A 16326-nucleotide genomic window follows, 5' to 3' on the forward strand; every position below is an offset into this window, starting at 1 on the left:
TGTGTATCCTTTAATTAATCGACGTTCAGCGCGTCATTGACCAGATCTTGTTGCTGTTTCTGGTGAACGGACATATACCCTACCGCCGGAGAGGCGGAGGCCGGGCGGCCTGCGTAACGCAGAGAGGCCCCAAACGGAATCACTTCACGGAAGTGATGCTGGCTGCAGTACCATGCGCCCTGGTTGAGCGGCTCTTCCTGGCACCAGACAAAATCATGCACGTGCGCATACGCTTTCAGCGCTTCCTGTACCGCCTGGTGCGGGAACGGATAGAGCTGCTCGATACGAACGATAGCGACATCTTTTTGCTCGTTTTTGCGGCGCTGTTCCAGCAGGTCGTAGTAAACCTTACCAGAGCACAGCACAACGCGCTTCACAGCCTGCGGATCGAGTTGATCGATTTCACCAATGGCCGGCAGGAAAGTACCGTTCGCCAGCTCATCCATGCTGGAGACCGCCAGCGGATGACGCAGCAGCGACTTCGGCGACATCACCACCAGCGGACGGCGCATACCGCGCAGCGCCTGGCGACGCAGCATGTGGTAAACCTGCGCCGGGGTGGACGGCACGCAAACCTGCATGTTTTGCTCAGCGCACAGCTGCAGATAGCGTTCCAGACGCGCGGAGGAGTGCTCCGGACCCTGGCCTTCGTAGCCGTGCGGCAGGAGCATCACCAGGCCGCACATCCGGCCCCACTTCTGCTCACCGGAGGAGATGAACTGGTCGATCACCACCTGCGCGCCGTTGGCAAAGTCGCCAAACTGCGCTTCCCAGATGGTCAGAGTGCGCGGTTCGGCGGTGGCGTAACCGTATTCGAACGCCAGCACCGCTTCTTCGGACAGAACCGAGTCCCAAACGCGGAACTGACCCTGGCCGTTATGGACATGCTGCAGCGGCGTGTAGGTTGAACCATTGGTCTGGTTATGGATCACCGCATGACGGTGGAAGAAGGTGCCGCGGCCGGAGTCTTCCCCGGACAGACGCACCGGGATGCCTTCGTCAACCAGTGTGGCGTAGGCCAGGTTTTCGGCACCGCCCCAGTCGAACAGCTTCTCGCCTGCCGCCATCGCCTGGCGGTCGGCGTAAATTTTCGCCACGCGGGACTGCATTTCGATACCTTCCGGCACCGTGCTGATGCGTTTGGCCAGCTCCTGCAGACGCTTCGGCTCCACTTTATCCGGATAGCTCTCGTCCCACTCGTGGTTGAGGTACGGCGACCAGGTAAAGGAGTGCATGTTCATCGGGCGCCATTCCTGCACCACGCACTCGCCGGCATCCAGCGCATCGCGGTAGAGATTCACCTGCTCGGTGGCGTCTTCCAGGGTCGCGACGTTGTCCTGCTCCAGCTTATCAGCATAGATTTTGCGCGGAGTCGGATGCTTTTTGATCTTCTGGTACATCAGCGGCTGGGTTGCGCTCGGCTCATCGGCTTCGTTATGGCCGTGACGGCGGTAGCACACCAGATCGATGAAGACATCGCGTTTGAAAGTATTGCGGAAATCCAGCGCCAGACGGGTGACGAAAGCAACGGCTTCCGGGTCATCCGCGTTAACGTGGAAAATCGGCGCCTGCACCATTTTACCGATGTCGGTGCAGTATGGCGTAGAACGCGCATCCAGCGGGTTCGAGGTGGTAAAGCCCACCTGGTTGTTGATAACGATACGCACGGTACCGCCCACTTCGTAGCCGCGGGCTTTCGACATGTTCAGGGTTTCCTGAACCACGCCCTGGCCGGTGACGGCGGCGTCGCCGTGGATAGTGATCGGCAGAACTTTGTTGCTGCTCGGCTCGTCCAGACGATCCAGACGGGCGCGTACGGAACCGATAACCACCGGGCTGACGATCTCGAGGTGCGACGGGTTAAACGCCAGCGCCAGGTGCACCAGACCGCCTTCGGTTTCGATATCGGAAGAGAAGCCCATGTGGTACTTCACGTCGCCGGTGCCGAGGTGTTCTTTATGTTTGCCAGCGAACTCGTCGAACAGGTCCTGCGGTTTTTTACCCAGCACGTTGACCAGCACGTTGAGGCGGCCGCGGTGCGCCATACCCAGCACCACTTCACGGGTGCCGCTCTTGCCCGCATGGCGGATCATCTCTTTGAGCATCGGGATCAGGGCGTCGCCACCCTCCAGCGAGAAGCGCTTCGCCCCCGGGAATTTGGCGCCGAGGTAACGCTCCAGGCCTTCTGCGGCGGTCAGCTCGCTGAGGAAGCGTTTTTTCTCTTCCGCGCTGAAGTTCGCTTTACCGGCTACCGATTCAATGCGCTGCTGGATCCAGCGTTTTTCTTCGGTAGAGGTGATATGCATGTATTCCGCGCCGATGGAGCCGCAGTAGGTTTGCTTGAGGGCGGCAATCAGGTCGCCCAGCTTCATCGTGTCTTTACCGATGGCAAATGAACCTACGTTATAGCTTTCCTGGAAATCGGCCTCGGTCAGATCGTGGTAGGCCGGATCGAGATCCGCCACTCTCTCTTGCTTCCACAGTCCCAGCGGATCGAGATTCGCATGCTGGTGACCACGGAAACGGTATGCGTTGATGAGCTGCAGGACTTTAACCTGCTTCACATTGGTATCTGGGTCGGAAATCGAAGAAGTGTAACGTGAGGCATCCTTCGCCAGTCGACGGAAATAATCACGCGTTTTGGAATGAAATTGATCCGGTTTAACTCCGGTGCCAGGTAACTGCTGGAACATTGAACGCCAGTTGGCGTCAACAGAGTCAGGATCGGTTAAGAAGTCTTCATAGAGCTGTTCTATCCAGCTCTGGTTCGAACCAGAGAGGTAAGAAGAGTCCAGCCAGGCTTTCATTGCGCCGTTCTGCATCGTGATCCCTTAAGCATTCATATGCTTATTTCGCCGTAGAAACTACCACGCACACCGCGTGTACGTGCCGGGGTTCACTTGTTGCGGACGAGTTGTGGTTTCTATCCGCTAAGGAACCTTTAAAAACTGCCATTAATCTTCAGCGTTCCGGCTGCGGTTGCGTTGGCTGCCTTCGCTTACCCCGGTCACATAGTTCACTATGCTCCCGGGGATGCGCTCAGTTGCCGCCTTACCTCGCACTGAACGCCTCGATTACTGGTACATCTTGTGGCGGTTTTTAAAGATTTCCTGCTATCCCCTTCATACTTCAAGTTACATGTGCGTTGGCTTTCCTGTAACTCGAATTATTTAGGGTATTCATTTCCCGGTGGCACAAACGCTACCGGGGTTACTGCTTTTGGTAGCCCGGATAAGCGCAAGCGCCATCCGGGACAGACCGTGTTGCTTACGCGCTGCGCTGCAGCAGCATCGACTTAATATGGCCGATGGCGCGCGTCGGGTTCAGCCCCTTCGGACACACACTGACGCAGTTCATAATGCTGTGACAGCGGAATACGCTGAAAGCATCGCTCAGACCGTCGAGGCGTTCGCTGGTTTCGGTATCGCGGCTGTCAATCAGGAAGCGATACGCGGCCAGCAGGCCAGCCGGGCCGATGAACTTGTCCGGGTTCCACCAGAACGACGGGCACGAGGTCGAACAGCATGCGCACAGAATACATTCGTACAGACCATCGAGCTTCTCACGCTGTTCCGGCATCTGCAGATGCTCGCGAGCCGGAGGATTTTGCCCATTATTCAATAAGTAAGGCTTAATCTTCTCATATTGTGCATAGAATTGCCCCATGTCCACCACCAAATCACGGATCACCGGTAATCCAGGCAGCGGACGGATGACAATCTTCTTGCCCGGCTGATTCAGCGCGGAGATCGGCGTGATGCACGCCAGACCGTTTTTCCCATTCATGTTCAGGCCATCGGAACCACACACCCCTTCACGGCAGGAGCGACGGAACGACAGCGACGGATCTTTTTCTTTCAGCTGGATCAGCGCATCCAGCAGCATCATGTCGCGACCTTCTTCCGCTTCGAGGGTGTAATCCTGCATGTGCGGAGCGTCGTCAACATCCGGGTTATAGCGATAAATTGAAAACTCGAGTTTCATTTTCCTGTCTCCGCATTAGTAAGTACGAATCTTCGGCGGGAATGCCGGACGCAGTTTCGGTTCCATGTTGACGCTACGACGCGTCATGGATTCCGACTCTGGCAGATACAGGGAATGGCACAGCCAGTTTTCATCATCACGATCCGGGAAGTCGAAGCGGCTATGGGCGCCACGGCTTTCAGTACGGAAGTTAGCGGACACGGCGGTCGCAAACGCGGTCTCCATCAGATTGTCCAGCTCCAGGCACTCAACGCGCTGGGTGTTGAACTCGCTGGAAGTATCGTCGAGACGCGCGTTTTTCAGGCGCTCGCGGATCACTTTCAACTGCTCCAGACCTTTGTGCATCGCATCGCCTTCGCGGAACACCGAGAAGTTGTGCTGCATACATTCCTGCAGCGCTTTGCGGATTTCCACCGGGTCTTCGCCGGAGCGGGTGTTGTTCCAGCGGTTGAGGCGGTCCAGCGAGCCTTCGACATCCGATTCGCTGGCGTCGCGCAGCGTACCCTGTTCGGCGATGGACTCCTGCAGATGCAGACCCGCCGCACGGCCAAAGACCACCAGGTCAAGCAGCGAGTTGCCGCCGAGACGGTTGGCGCCGTGGACCGATACGCAGGCGATTTCGCCTACCGCGAACAGGCCCGGGATCACCACATCTTCGCCCTTCTCGTTCACGGTCAGCGCCTGGCCGGTGACTTTGGTCGGAATACCGCCCATCATGTAGTGGCAGGTTGGGATAACCGGAATCGGTTCTTTCACCGGATCAACGTGAGCAAAGGTACGGGACAGCTCAAGGATGCCTGGCAGACGAGATTCCAGAACCTCTTTACCCAGGTGATCCAGTTTCAGTTTCGCGTGCGGGCCCCACGGACCGTCGCAGCCGCGGCCTTCGCGGATTTCGATCATGATGGAACGCGCCACCACGTCACGACCCGCCAGGTCTTTCGCGTTCGGGGCATAACGCTCCATAAAGCGCTCGCCGTGTTTGTTCAGCAGGTAACCGCCTTCGCCGCGACACCCTTCGGTGACCAGCACCCCTGCCCCGGCGATGCCGGTCGGGTGGAACTGCCACATTTCCATATCCTGCACCGGCACGCCAGCGCGGATAGCCATCCCCACGCCGTCACCGGTATTGATGTGGGCGTTGGTGGTGGACTGATAGATACGGCCTGCGCCGCCGGTCGCCAGCACGGTCGCACGGGCTTTAAAGTAGACCACTTCACCGGTCTCGATGCACAGGGCGGTACAACCGACCACCGCGCCATCCTGGTTTTTCACCAGATCGAGCGCGTACCATTCGGAGAAGATAGTGGTGTGATTTTTCAGGTTCTGCTGATACAGGGTGTGCAGCAGCGCGTGGCCGGTACGGTCAGCCGCCGCCGCGGTACGTGCCGCCTGCTCGCCGCCGAAGTTCTTCGACTGGCCGCCGAACGGGCGCTGATAAATACGGCCGTCGTCAAGACGGGAGAACGGCAGCCCCATGTGCTCCAGCTCAAGAATCGCTTCCGGACCGGTTTTACACATGTATTCGATGGCGTCCTGGTCGCCGATATAGTCCGACCCTTTTACGGTGTCGTACATATGCCATTCCCAGTTATCTTCATGGGAGTTACCGAGCGCGACGGTGATGCCACCCTGCGCGGATACGGTATGGGAACGGGTCGGGAATACTTTGGAGAGCAGTGCACAGGTCTGTCCGCTCTGGGAAATTTGCAGCGCCGCGCGCATACCTGCGCCGCCGGCACCGATGACAACAGCATCAAACTCTCTGACTGGCAATTTCATTACACACCCCACACCACAACAAATCCATAAAGAACGTAAGCCACCAGCGCCACAACGATAGCCAGTTGCAGAACCAGGCGCAGAGCCAGTGGTTTAACGTAGTCCGTTAACACCTGCCACATCCCGATCCAGGCATGGATGAGAATGGAGACGAGAGCCAGCAGAGTGAAGACTTTAGTGAAGCCGGAGGCAAAGAATCCGGTCCACACTTCCCATGAGATTTCACCGGTGGTGGCGAAGAAGCCAACCATGTAGATGATGTAGAGGGTCAGAACGATGGCGGTAGCACGGACCAGAATAAAGTCATGTACGCCGTTGCGTCCCAGTGCTGAGGCGTTGCTTACCATACGAGGACTCCTGCGAGAAGTGAAAGCACGACAGTAATAACAAAAGAAATTTTGGCGGAACGTTTCCCTGCTTCGAGGGTTTCGTCCAGGTAGCCAAAGTCCATCATCAGATGGCGGATACCGACCACAACGTGATAGGCCAGCGCGGTGAGAATGCCCCACATGATGAACTTCACAAAGAAGCTATCCATGATGGAGGCCGCCGTCAGAAAACCTTCAGGGGAGGAAAGGCTGGTGCCCAGCAGCCAAAGCAGAATTCCGACCGCCACGAAGGTGATGACACCGGAAACGCGATGGAGAATGGACGCTATCGCCGTGATTGGGAACCGTATCGTTTGTAGATCCAGATTGACAGGTCTTTGTTTTTTCACATTTCTTACCATGAATAACGCCCACATGCTGTTCTTATTGTTTCCTTCCTCCGGTCTGCTTGCGGGTCAGACAGCGTCCTTTCTATAACCAGAAGTCATGTTAAAACGTCTTTTCAGGCATTAAAACATCACTAAACAACGCTGGGTGGCTCGGGATTGCAGGGTGTTCCGGAGACCTGGCCGCAGTATAGGCCGTTCACAAAATCATTACAATTAACCTACATATAGTTTGTTGGGTTTTCTCCGGAACAGTGATCAAGGTCACGATAACAACATTTTTTTAATTTTTAATCACCTGATTTGACAAATATTAAACATTCTTGTTACAACCATTACCAGTTAAATGCAATAATGCTCAAAAGTTATGGGGTCACTCTTTCACCTGAGAATAAGTTATGTAACAGTGTGTCAGTATTGACCGATGTAATCAGGACAGTTATTAGTGGTATATAGGTTTTAATATTCGGACTGCTAAAACGCTGATTTGCTGTTGTTTCACCGCAGCCCTGAAGAACGTGCCATCAAGCGCCGTTGCTCTGTACCCTGCCCTTTTCGCTGACGCAGAGCTGTGTGCAACATAACAAACTGGTAACGTATGCAGGCGCGGGCCGAAAGCAAATCCACCACCCGGCAGTCTTAAGCAATAAAGGCGCTAAGGAGACCATAAATGTCTGATGCTAAAGCAAAAATCACCCTGGGTGGTGACACTGCTATTGAACTGGATGTGCTAAAAGGCACGCTCGGTCAGGATGTTATTGATATTCGTAGTCTTGGTTCAAAAGGCGTATTTACTTTTGACCCAGGTTTCACATCAACGGCTTCTTGTGAATCTAAAATTACGTTTATCGATGGTGACGAGGGGATCCTGCTGCACCGCGGTTTCCCGATCGACCAGTTAGCGACCGAATCTAACTATCTCGAAGTTTGTTATATTTTGCTGTACGGTGAAAAACCGACCCAGGCCGAATATGACGAATTTAAAACCACCGTCACCCGTCACACCATGATTCATGAGCAGATCACCCGTCTGTTCCATGCGTTCCGTCGCGATTCTCACCCGATGGCCGTTATGTGCGGGATCACCGGCGCCCTGGCGGCGTTCTATCATGACTCTCTCGACGTCAATAACCCACGTCACCGCGAGATTGCCGCCTATCGTCTGCTGTCCAAAATGCCAACCATGGCAGCCATGTGTTACAAGTATTCTATCGGTCAGCCGTTTGTTTATCCGCGCAACGACCTCTCCTACGCCGGCAACTTCCTGCGCATGATGTTCGCCACGCCGTGCGAAGAGTATGAAGTCAATCCGGTGCTTGAGCGCGCCATGGATCGTATTCTGATCCTGCATGCCGATCACGAGCAGAACGCGTCGACCTCGACGGTCCGTACCGCGGGCTCCTCCGGCGCGAACCCGTTCGCCTGTATCGCTGCGGGCATCGCCTCCCTGTGGGGACCGGCACACGGCGGTGCCAACGAAGCGGCGCTGAAAATGCTGGAAGAGATCAGCTCCGTTGAGCACATTCCGGAATTTGTTCGTCGTGCGAAAGACAAGAATGACTCTTTCCGCCTGATGGGCTTCGGCCATCGCGTGTACAAGAACTACGACCCGCGCGCCACCGTGATGCGTGAAACCTGCCACGAAGTGCTGAAAGAACTGGGCACCAAAGACGACCTGCTGCAGGTGGCCATGGAGCTGGAGCATATCGCGCTGAACGACCCGTACTTCATTGAGAAGAAACTGTACCCGAACGTCGACTTCTACTCGGGTATTATCCTGAAAGCGATGGGTATTCCGTCCTCCATGTTTACCGTTATCTTCGCCATGGCGCGTACCGTGGGCTGGATTGCGCACTGGAACGAAATGCACAGCGATGGCATGAAAATCGCCCGTCCGCGTCAGCTGTACACCGGCTACGCCAAACGCGATTACCAGTCCGACATTAAGCGTTAATCTTGCGGTCCGGATGACAAAAACGCGCCTGTTGGCGCGTTTTTTTTATCTGTCTGAAACTGGCTTAATGCTGGCATCGCGGGCACCAGTAAAACGGCCGCGAGGAGAGCGTTGTCTTTTCAATTATCCCCCCGCAGCGCTCGCAGCGTTCCCCGGCACGATGGAAGACCTTAAAGCGGAACAGCGCGCCGTGATGCTTGTTGTCATCCACCAGGCCGCGGGTGTGATAAGAAAGCCGCGGGATAGCCAGCAGCGCGTGCGCCAGCGCATCCAGCTGGCTGTCGCTCAGTTCAGCAGCTTTACGCTTCCCGCTTAATCCCACCTGCCAGAGAATTTCCACCCGCAGATAGTTACCGAGCCCGGCCAGAAAGGCCTGATCGAGTAGCAGGCCGGAAAACTGACGATGGCGGAATTTGGCCGACAGCAGCCGCGCTTTCACCGCCTCCGCGGTTAACGTCATATCCAGCACATCCGGTCCCACGCGCAGTAAGAACGGGTGATGGGCAACCTGCTCCGCCGTGAGCATCTCAATATCTGACGCGCTGTAGAGCAAAATCGCCTTCCTCGCCGTCTGCAGCCTGACGCGCAGCACGCGGTTGGAAGTGGGCTGTTCACCGGCATCAACCACGCGCCAGACGCCGTACAGCTGATTATGACTGTACAGGGTCAGTCCGCCGGAGAAGCGGGTCAGCAGGGCTTTCCCCCGGGTATCGATACGCGTCACCCGCTGACCCGTCAGCGAGGTTTGGTAGGGTTGCAACTGGGGAAAGGCGAACCAGACGTCAGTTAAGGGTTCGTCTTTGATTGCCGCCTCCAGTTTGTCCGCCGCACGGCGGATCTCCGGACCTTCCGGCATACTGTCATCCTTTTGTTAGTGGGTAGCACCGCCACCCAGTTTGCTATCTACCGGCTGACGCAGCGCCACGGCAATGGCCGTTTCCAGCGCCTCACGCACAGTGGCGGTCGCCATGCTCGGCTCGCCGGGATGGGCCGCCGCCTGCGCCGGTAGCCAGGGAATATGGATAAAGCCGCCCCGCACCTCAGTCTGCCCCTGCAGCCTGTGCAGCAGGCCGTACATGACGTGATTGCAGACGAAGGTGCCGGCGGTTTGCGACACCGACGCCGGGATCCCGCGATCGCGCAGCGCGCTGACAATCGCTTTGATCGGCAAAGTGCTGAACCACGCCGCCGGCCCGCCGGCGACGATCGGCGTGTCGACCGGCTGCTGGCCTTGATTATCAGGAATACGCGCATCATCGACGTTGATAGCCACACGTTCGAGGCTGATATCGACGCGACCGCCAGCCTGCCCCACGGCGATAACCAGCTTTGGCTGCAGCGCGTTTATCGCCGTATAGAGCACCGACAGCGCCTCGCCAAACACACAGGGAAGCTGGCGGGCGATCACCGTCTGACCGGCAATCATCGTCCCGTCCAGCTGCTGCACCACTTCCCAGGAAGGGTTCACCGTCTCGCCGTCGAAGGGTTCAAACCCGGTTATCAGTACTCCCGCCATCATCCTCTCCTTCGCGGTCAGTCAGATTGTCATATTTCTGCGTCCAGCTGAGCGCTGACCTGAATATGGCGCCCGGCAAAGGCCGCCCGCAGACGGCGGGCAAAATCCAGCGCGTGTGGGCCATCGCCATGCAGACACACCGTCTGCGCCACCACGTTCGCCCATTCGCCGCTGACGCTACGCACCCGGTGGTGTTGCACCATCTCGAGAGTTTGCGCCAGAGCCTGCTCTTCGCTGTCAATCAGCGCCCCGGGTTGGCTGCGCGGCACCAGGCTACCGTCGGCCAGGTAGCCGCGATCGGCAAACACCTCCTGGCGCGTCGTCAGACCATAGTGCTGCCCGGCGCGGACCAGTTCGCTGCCCGCCAGCCCCACCAGCACCAGTTTCGGATTCACATCACGGATCGCGCGGGCAATCGCGTCCGCCAGCGGCGGTGATTTGGCCGCCTGGTTATACAGCATGCCGTGCGGCTTCACGTGCTGCAGCTCACCGCCCTGCGCCTGAACGATCGCCGCCAGGGCGCCAATCTGATACAGCGTCTGGGCATAGACCGTTTCCGGCGGCAGATCCATCGCTGTGCGGCCGAAATTTTCCCGGTCGGCATACCCTGGATGGGCGCCGACCGCTACGCCGTACTTCAGCGCCTCGCGTACGCTCTGCACCATCAGCCCGGCGTCGCCGGCGTGAAAGCCGCAGGCGATATTTGCCGACGAGACCAGCTGGAGGAGCGCGCTATCATTCGCCCCGCCTTCCCCGAGATCGGCATTGAGATCAATCATCATCGTGGAGTCTCCAGGCCAGTTGTTCAAGATAACGTTGACGATCGGCCCGCGCCTTCAGGGCCTCCTCCAGCGAACAGGCGACGAAGTGGATCGGCTGCCCCAGCGGGATCTGCGCCAGCTGGTACATATCGGACTCAATAATGCAGGCGATGCGCGGATAGCCGCCGGTGGTTTGCGCATCGTTCATCAGGACGATGGGCTGGCCGTTATGCGGCACCTGCACTACGCCCGGCAGCAGACCGTGCGACAGCATCTCGCGATCGGTGATCCGTTTCAACGGCTGCCCCTGCAGGCGGTAGCCCATGCGATTGCTCTGCGGACTGAGCTGCCAGGGGGAGCGCCAGAACGACGCCTGCGAGGCCGCATCAAACTCATGATACTCCGGGCCCGGCAGCGCGCGAATGCGGTTGCCCAGCGGCAGCTGCTTGACACCGCGCGAGGTGGTAAAGCGCCGAGCGGCTTTCCCGAGCTTCAGTTGGTCGCCATCCTGCAGGCGGCGTCCTTCCAGACCGCCAATCCCCGCCTTAAGATCCGTGCTGCGCGAGCCAAGCACCACCGGGACCGCGACCCCGCCCGCCACCGCCAGATAGCTACGAATGCCATGCTGCGGCGTTTTCAGCACCAACCGTTGCCCGGCCCGGTAGGCGGTGCGCCAGCCCACCCAGACCGCTTTGCCGTCCAGCGTCGCTTCGCAGGCGGCGCCGGTCAGCGCGAACCAGCCGCTGCGGGCAAATTCGATCTCCACCTGACCGAGGGTAATCTCCAGCCCGGCGGCGTTCGCCTCGTTGCCAACCAGCAGATTGGCAATCACCAGCGAGGGATAATCCAGAGCGCCGCAGCGGCTGATGCCAGACTGACGCAGGCCTTCTCGTCCACCGTCCTGTACCGAGGTGTACAGACCGGCGCGGATCAGGGTTAACATACCCCCTCCTTTTGCGGCACAAAGCGAATTTTATCGCCCACGCGCAACAGCGCAGGCTCCTTACGCGCCGGGTCAAACAGCGTCAACGCGGTCCGCCCCAGCAGCTGCCAGCCGCCGGGCGTCGCCAGCGGATAGATGCCGGTTTGCGCGCCGCCAATGCCCACCGATCCGGCCGGGACCCGCACGCGCGGTTCGGCGCGACGCGGGGTCGCCAGCGCCGGCGGCAGCCCGCCCAGGTAGGGGAATCCCGGCTGAAAACCAATAAACCAGACCAGGTATTCCACCGAGGCATGCAGCTCCACAACCTGTTTTTCACTCAGGCCGCTGTGCTGCGCCACCACCCCGAGGTCCGGCCCGGCTTCGCCGCCGTACACCACCGGGATGGTCAATGATCTCGACTCCGGCTCCAGTGCGAGGCTCTCCTCCCACCAGCGCTGCAGACGGTCTATCGCCTCCCATGCCATCTCCTGAGGGCGGCGGAGCACCACGGTGATATTGTTCATGCCGGGAATGGCGTCAACCACCGCTTCGTGGTGAGACAGCCGCTGGGCCAATCCCCAGATCCGTTGCTGGCTCTCGAGCGTGACCGGCGGCTCCAGCTCCAGCACGACGGCCGTTTCTCCTAACAAATAACAACGCGCTCGCTGCACTTTTTTCTCTCCCGTCAGGCAGGGTTAGGAATATCAATAAAGGTAATATCCAGGTCGGTCGTTTCCGTCAGCCATTCGCTGAGGGCGCGAATGCCGCCCCGCTCGGTGGCGTGGTGGCCGGCGGCATAAAAATGCAGCCCCTGCTCGCGGGCAGAGTGAATGGTTTGTTCTGACACCTCGCCGGTGATAAACGCATCCACCCCGAAGCGCGCCGCGGCGTCGATAAAGCTCTGGCCACCGCCGGTACACCAGGCGACGCGGCTGACGGTATCCGGCCCGGTATCGCCGCACCACAGCGGCTTACGCCCCAGCCGGGCTTCGATCCACGAGGCCAGTTCGAGGCCGGAAACCGGCATCGACAGTTCGCCCCACGGCACCAGCGGTTCGATTTCACCCAGCACATTAATCCCCAGCAGATGCGCCAGCTGCGCGTTATTGCCCAGCTCCGGGTGGGCATCCAATGGCAGGTGCCAGCCGTAAAGATTGATATCGTTGGCCAGCAGAGTTTTCAGGCGGCGGCGCTTCATGCCGCGGATCACTGGCGATTCGTTTTTCCAGAAATAGCCATGATGAACAATCACCGCATCCGCCTGCAGCCGAACGGCCTCATCCAGCAGCGCCTGGCTGGCCGTCACCCCGGTGACGATCTTGTGTATCGTGTCGCGTCCTTCCACCTGCAGACCGTTAGGGGCGAAATCACTGATGGCCGCACTATTGAGCTTGTCGTTAATCAGTTGTTCCAGTTCGCTATTTTTCATCGCCACTCCAGCAGATAATCAGGGTATACAAAGGCATAACATAACCATATCCATTCGGGTCGTCGATAGTCCGCTACCGCCGCTGACCATGACTTTTTAGCGAATCCCGCAATTTGTCTATTCATACCGTCGCGCATTCATGTATATTTATGCACTTATAAAGCATATTAAATAACCAGAAAGCCCCTCAAGCCATGAATATGACTAATACATCGCTATTCATGCAGAACGATCGACTTTCGCTTTACGCCAGGAACCACACTTCATATGAAGACAACATCATCGCAGCCGCGGGCGATTTACTACGTCGTGGCGCTGCAGATCTGGGAGTATTTTAGCTTCTACGGCATGCGCGCCCTGCTGATCCTCTATCTCACCAATCAGCTCAAATATGACGATAACCACGCCTATGCCCTGTTCAGCGCCTACTGTTCGCTGGTCTATGTCACGCCGATCCTCGGCGGCTATCTGGCCGATAAGCTGTTAGGCAACCGGATGGCGGTGATGCTCGGCGCGCTGCTGATGGCCATTGGCCATCTGGTGCTCGGGGCCAGCGAAGCGGCTCCTATCTTCCTCTACCTGTCGCTGGCGATCATCGTCTGCGGCTACGGGCTGTTTAAATCCAACGTCAGCTGTCTGCTGGGCGAACTCTACGAACCCGCCGATCCGCGTCGCGATGGCGGCTTCTCGCTGATGTATGCCGCGGGCAATATCGGCTCGATTATCGCGCCGATCGCCTGCGGCTACGTACAGGAAGAGTATAGCTGGGCGATGGGCTTTGCCCTCGCGGCCATCGGCATGATTGCGGGGCTGGTGATTTTCCTCTGCGGCAACCGTCACTTCCGGCATACCGCCGGCGTCAACCGCCAGGCGTTGTGCGCGCGCCGTGTTCTGCTACCAAACTGGGGCTGGCTGCTGGTGCTGCTGGTCACCGCCCCGCTGCTGATTGCGGTGCTGTTCTGGCAGGAGTGGTCGGTGTATGCCCTGATCGTGGCGACCGCGATTGGCCTGGTGGTACTGGCGCGGATCTACCTGCGCGCCGAGACCGATAAGCAGCGCAAGGATCTGCGGCTGATCGTCGTCCTCACCGCGTTTAGCCTGCTGTTCTGGGCCTTCGCCCAGCAGGGCGGCAGCTCCATCAGCCTGTATATCGACCGCTTCGTTAACCGCCATATCATGAGCTATGAAGTTCCCACCGCCATGTTCCAGTCGGTCAACGCCTTCGCGGTAATGCTCTGTGGGATGGTGCTGGCGTGGCTGGTGAAAGAGAGCGTGGGTGGCAATCGCACCGTACGCATCTGGGGGAAATTCGCCCTCGGTCTGGGCCTGATGAGCGCCGGGTTCTGCATTCTGACCCTTAGCGCCCGCTGGTCGGCGGCCTATGGCCAGTCGTCCATGCCGCTGATGGTGCTGGGGCTGGCGGTGATGGGCTTTGCCGAACTGTTTATCGATCCGGTCGCGATGTCGCAAATCACCCGCATTGAGATCCCGGGGGTCACCGGGGTGATGACCGGTATCTATATGCTGCTCTCCGGGGCCATCGCCAACTATCTGGCCGGCGTCATCGCCGACCAGACCTCGCAGGCGTCATTCGACGCCGCCGGGGCGGTGAACTACTCCATTGACGCCTACATCAAGGTCTTCAGCCAGATCACCTGGGGCGCGCTGGCCTGCGTCGGCGTGGTGCTGGTCATCTGGCTGTATCACTCGCTGAAGGTCAGGACCCGCCGTCTGGCGGTGGAGTAATCCCCTTTCTGGCGGCCTCCCAGGCCGCCAGCGTCTCCTGCCGCGCCTGTTTGTGATCGACCATCGGGCGCGGATAATCCAGTTTGATCCCTTGTTTATCCGCCCACACCCACGGCTGATGCAGCGCCTTCTCCGGCACCTTTGCCAGCTCAGGCAGCCAGCGACGCATAAACACCCCCTGCTTATCAAACTTCTCGCCCTGGGTGGTGGGATTAAAAATGCGGAAATAGGGCGCGGCGTCGGTGCCGGTCGAGGCTGCCCACTGCCAGCCACCGTTGTTCGCCGCCAGGTCGCCATCAATCAGTTGGCTCATGAAATAACGCTCCCCTGCCCGCCAGTCGAGGCGCAGATCCTTCGTCAGGAAACTGGCGACAATCATACGCAGCCGGTTATGCATCCAGCCGGTGGCGTTAAGCTGGCGCATCGCGGCATCGACAATCGGAAAGCCGGTCTCCCCGCGCTGCCAGGCCTGCAGGGCGGCCTCATCTTCACGCCAGGCGACCTTATCGGTCCACGCGATAAACGGGCGTCCTTTACAGAGTTTCGGATAGTAAACCATCAGATGGCGGTAAAACTCGCGCCAGATCAGCTCATTAAGCCAGGTGGCGCCGGCCCCGCCGTCCAGCGCGTTCGGGTGCTCCGCCAGCAGACGATGCAGGCACTGGCGCGGCGACAGCACCCCGGTGGCGAGGCAGGGCGACAGACGACTGGTCCCTTCCACGGCGGGGAGATCGCGCTGCCCCTCATAATCCGCCGCCGGTTGCTGACAAAACGCGCGCAGACGGGCCAGCGCCGTTTTTTCATCCGCGGCAAACAGCAGCCCATCAAACGGCGTTTGCGGGTAGTTAAGCTCAGGCACCGGCGGCGCCTGGCGGGCTGGCGTCTGGCGCGCCTTCGGGGCCGCCACGCACGCCGGCAACCCGTCCCGCAGACGGCGAATAAACGCATTCTTAAACGGGGTGAAGACTTTATACATTTCGCCGCCGCCGGTCAGTACGCTGCCAGGCGGCAACAGGACGCTGTCGTCAAATCCCTGGCAAATCACGTCGCGCAAGGTGTTCTCAACGGCCGCATCGCGCTGGCGTTCATTGAATTCGTACTGATAGTTGTAGAACAGGTGACTGACCTGATGCTGCTGGCAGAAATGGGCCAGCCGCTCGACGCTGGCGGTAAAATCGTCCGCCTCTTCGACCCACAGCGGTATACCCCGTTCCGCCAGCGCGGCGTGCAGACTGTGCAAATGGCTGGCGATAAACGCGGCCTGCCGCGGCGCCAGGTGATGCTCACGCCACTGCCCCGGGGTGGCGATAAACAGCGCCAGCACCTGCGCCTGCGGATCGCGGCAGGCGGCGGCCAGCGCCAGGTTATCGTGAATGCGTAAATCCGTGCGTAACCAGACCAGATGGGTGGCCATATCACTCCTCATTATCCGTCAGCAAAACTCATCTCATGATATAAGCCGGCAAAAATAGCGCGCTCCGGCAAAATAAGCACCTGCCAATTCCGTTGCGGCGCAT

15 protein-coding genes are annotated in these 16326 nt (G+C 58.8%); 3 read left to right on the forward strand and 12 right to left on the reverse strand.

The window, feature by feature from the left end:
• Nucleotides 1-14 precede the first annotated feature (14 nt).
• The 5 genes from sucA to sdhC all read right to left on the reverse strand — a co-directional run bounded on the left by sucA (nt 15) and on the right by sdhC (nt 6511).
• On the reverse strand, nt 15-2822 hold the full coding sequence (sucA, locus tag B8P98_RS19990; RefSeq protein ID WP_025711812.1) for a 2-oxoglutarate dehydrogenase E1 component: 2808 nt from the start codon (nt 2820-2822) through the stop codon (nt 15-17).
• Nucleotides 2823-3267: 445 nt separating this feature from the next.
• Nucleotides 3268-3984: a succinate dehydrogenase iron-sulfur subunit SdhB gene (gene sdhB, locus B8P98_RS19995; protein WP_002894954.1), complete on the reverse strand. Its 717-nt coding sequence runs from the start codon at nt 3982-3984 to the stop codon at nt 3268-3270.
• 15 nt (nt 3985-3999) lie between these two features.
• Nucleotides 4000-5766, reverse strand: a complete 1767-nt coding sequence (gene sdhA / locus B8P98_RS20000; protein WP_008805685.1) for a succinate dehydrogenase flavoprotein subunit — start codon at nt 5764-5766, stop codon at nt 4000-4002.
• Nucleotides 5766-6113 (reverse strand): succinate dehydrogenase membrane anchor subunit, encoded by a 348-nt coding sequence (gene sdhD / locus B8P98_RS20005; protein ID WP_002894949.1) that lies wholly within the window; start codon nt 6111-6113, stop codon nt 5766-5768. The genes sdhA and sdhD overlap by 1 nt, the downstream gene beginning before the upstream one ends.
• On the reverse strand, nt 6107-6511 hold the full coding sequence (gene sdhC / locus B8P98_RS20010) for a succinate dehydrogenase cytochrome b556 subunit (protein ID WP_004142216.1): 405 nt from the start codon (nt 6509-6511) through the stop codon (nt 6107-6109). Before sdhC ends, sdhD begins: the two co-directional genes overlap by 7 nt.
• A gap of 324 nt (nt 6512-6835) precedes the next feature.
• On the opposite strand from sdhC, the gene B8P98_RS32155 reads away from it, so the two are divergent.
• Together B8P98_RS32155 and gltA are read left to right on the forward strand one after the other, a co-directional pair.
• Nucleotides 6836-6937: a hypothetical protein gene (locus tag B8P98_RS32155; RefSeq protein ID WP_418133188.1), complete on the forward strand. Its 102-nt coding sequence runs from the start codon at nt 6836-6838 to the stop codon at nt 6935-6937.
• Between the two features lie 214 nt (nt 6938-7151).
• Nucleotides 7152-8435: a citrate synthase gene (gene gltA / locus B8P98_RS20020; RefSeq protein WP_025711815.1), complete on the forward strand. Its 1284-nt coding sequence runs from the start codon at nt 7152-7154 to the stop codon at nt 8433-8435.
• A 64-nt stretch (nt 8436-8499) separates the two neighbouring features.
• Here the strand turns inward: gltA and nei are convergent, their stop codons facing one another.
• From nei to B8P98_RS20050, 6 genes are read right to left on the reverse strand one after another with little or no spacing between them, the layout of a single operon-like run.
• The gene (gene nei / locus B8P98_RS20025) at nt 8500-9291 is read right to left on the reverse strand and encodes an endonuclease VIII (RefSeq protein ID WP_080924567.1); all 792 of its coding nucleotides are present in this window, start codon (nt 9289-9291) and stop codon (nt 8500-8502) included.
• 15 nt (nt 9292-9306) lie between these two features.
• Nucleotides 9307-9951 carry a pyroglutamyl-peptidase I gene (gene pcp, locus B8P98_RS20030; RefSeq protein WP_025711817.1) on the reverse strand — a complete coding sequence of 215 codons (645 nt, stop codon included), beginning with the start codon at nt 9949-9951 and terminating at the stop codon, nt 9307-9309.
• A gap of 29 nt (nt 9952-9980) precedes the next feature.
• Nucleotides 9981-10733, reverse strand: coding sequence for a 5-oxoprolinase subunit PxpA (pxpA, locus tag B8P98_RS20035; protein WP_025711818.1), 753 nt, complete (start codon nt 10731-10733; stop codon nt 9981-9983).
• On the reverse strand, nt 10723-11655 hold the full coding sequence (pxpC, locus tag B8P98_RS20040; protein WP_025711819.1) for a 5-oxoprolinase subunit PxpC: 933 nt from the start codon (nt 11653-11655) through the stop codon (nt 10723-10725). Before pxpC ends, pxpA begins: the two co-directional genes overlap by 11 nt.
• On the reverse strand, nt 11649-12305 hold the full coding sequence (gene pxpB, locus B8P98_RS20045) for a 5-oxoprolinase subunit PxpB (protein WP_025711820.1): 657 nt from the start codon (nt 12303-12305) through the stop codon (nt 11649-11651). Before pxpB ends, pxpC begins: the two co-directional genes overlap by 7 nt.
• A 14-nt stretch (nt 12306-12319) precedes the next feature.
• Nucleotides 12320-13063: a type 2 GTP cyclohydrolase I gene (locus B8P98_RS20050; protein WP_025711821.1), complete on the reverse strand. Its 744-nt coding sequence runs from the start codon at nt 13061-13063 to the stop codon at nt 12320-12322.
• Between the two features lie 267 nt (nt 13064-13330).
• Between B8P98_RS20050 and dtpD the strand changes: the two genes are divergently transcribed.
• Nucleotides 13331-14809, forward strand: coding sequence for a dipeptide permease DtpD (gene dtpD / locus B8P98_RS20055; RefSeq protein ID WP_095033367.1), 1479 nt, complete (start codon nt 13331-13333; stop codon nt 14807-14809).
• On the opposite strand, the gene phrB is transcribed toward dtpD, so the two are convergent.
• Nucleotides 14781-16223, reverse strand: coding sequence for a deoxyribodipyrimidine photo-lyase (phrB, locus tag B8P98_RS20060; RefSeq protein ID WP_080897275.1), 1443 nt, complete (start codon nt 16221-16223; stop codon nt 14781-14783). The two genes, dtpD and phrB, sit on opposite strands and share 29 nt — an antisense overlap.
• Nucleotides 16224-16326 lie beyond the last annotated feature (103 nt).

Origin of the sequence: Klebsiella quasivariicola (assembly GCF_002269255.1) — a bacterium.
GTDB lineage: Bacteria > Pseudomonadota > Gammaproteobacteria > Enterobacterales > Enterobacteriaceae > Klebsiella > Klebsiella quasivariicola.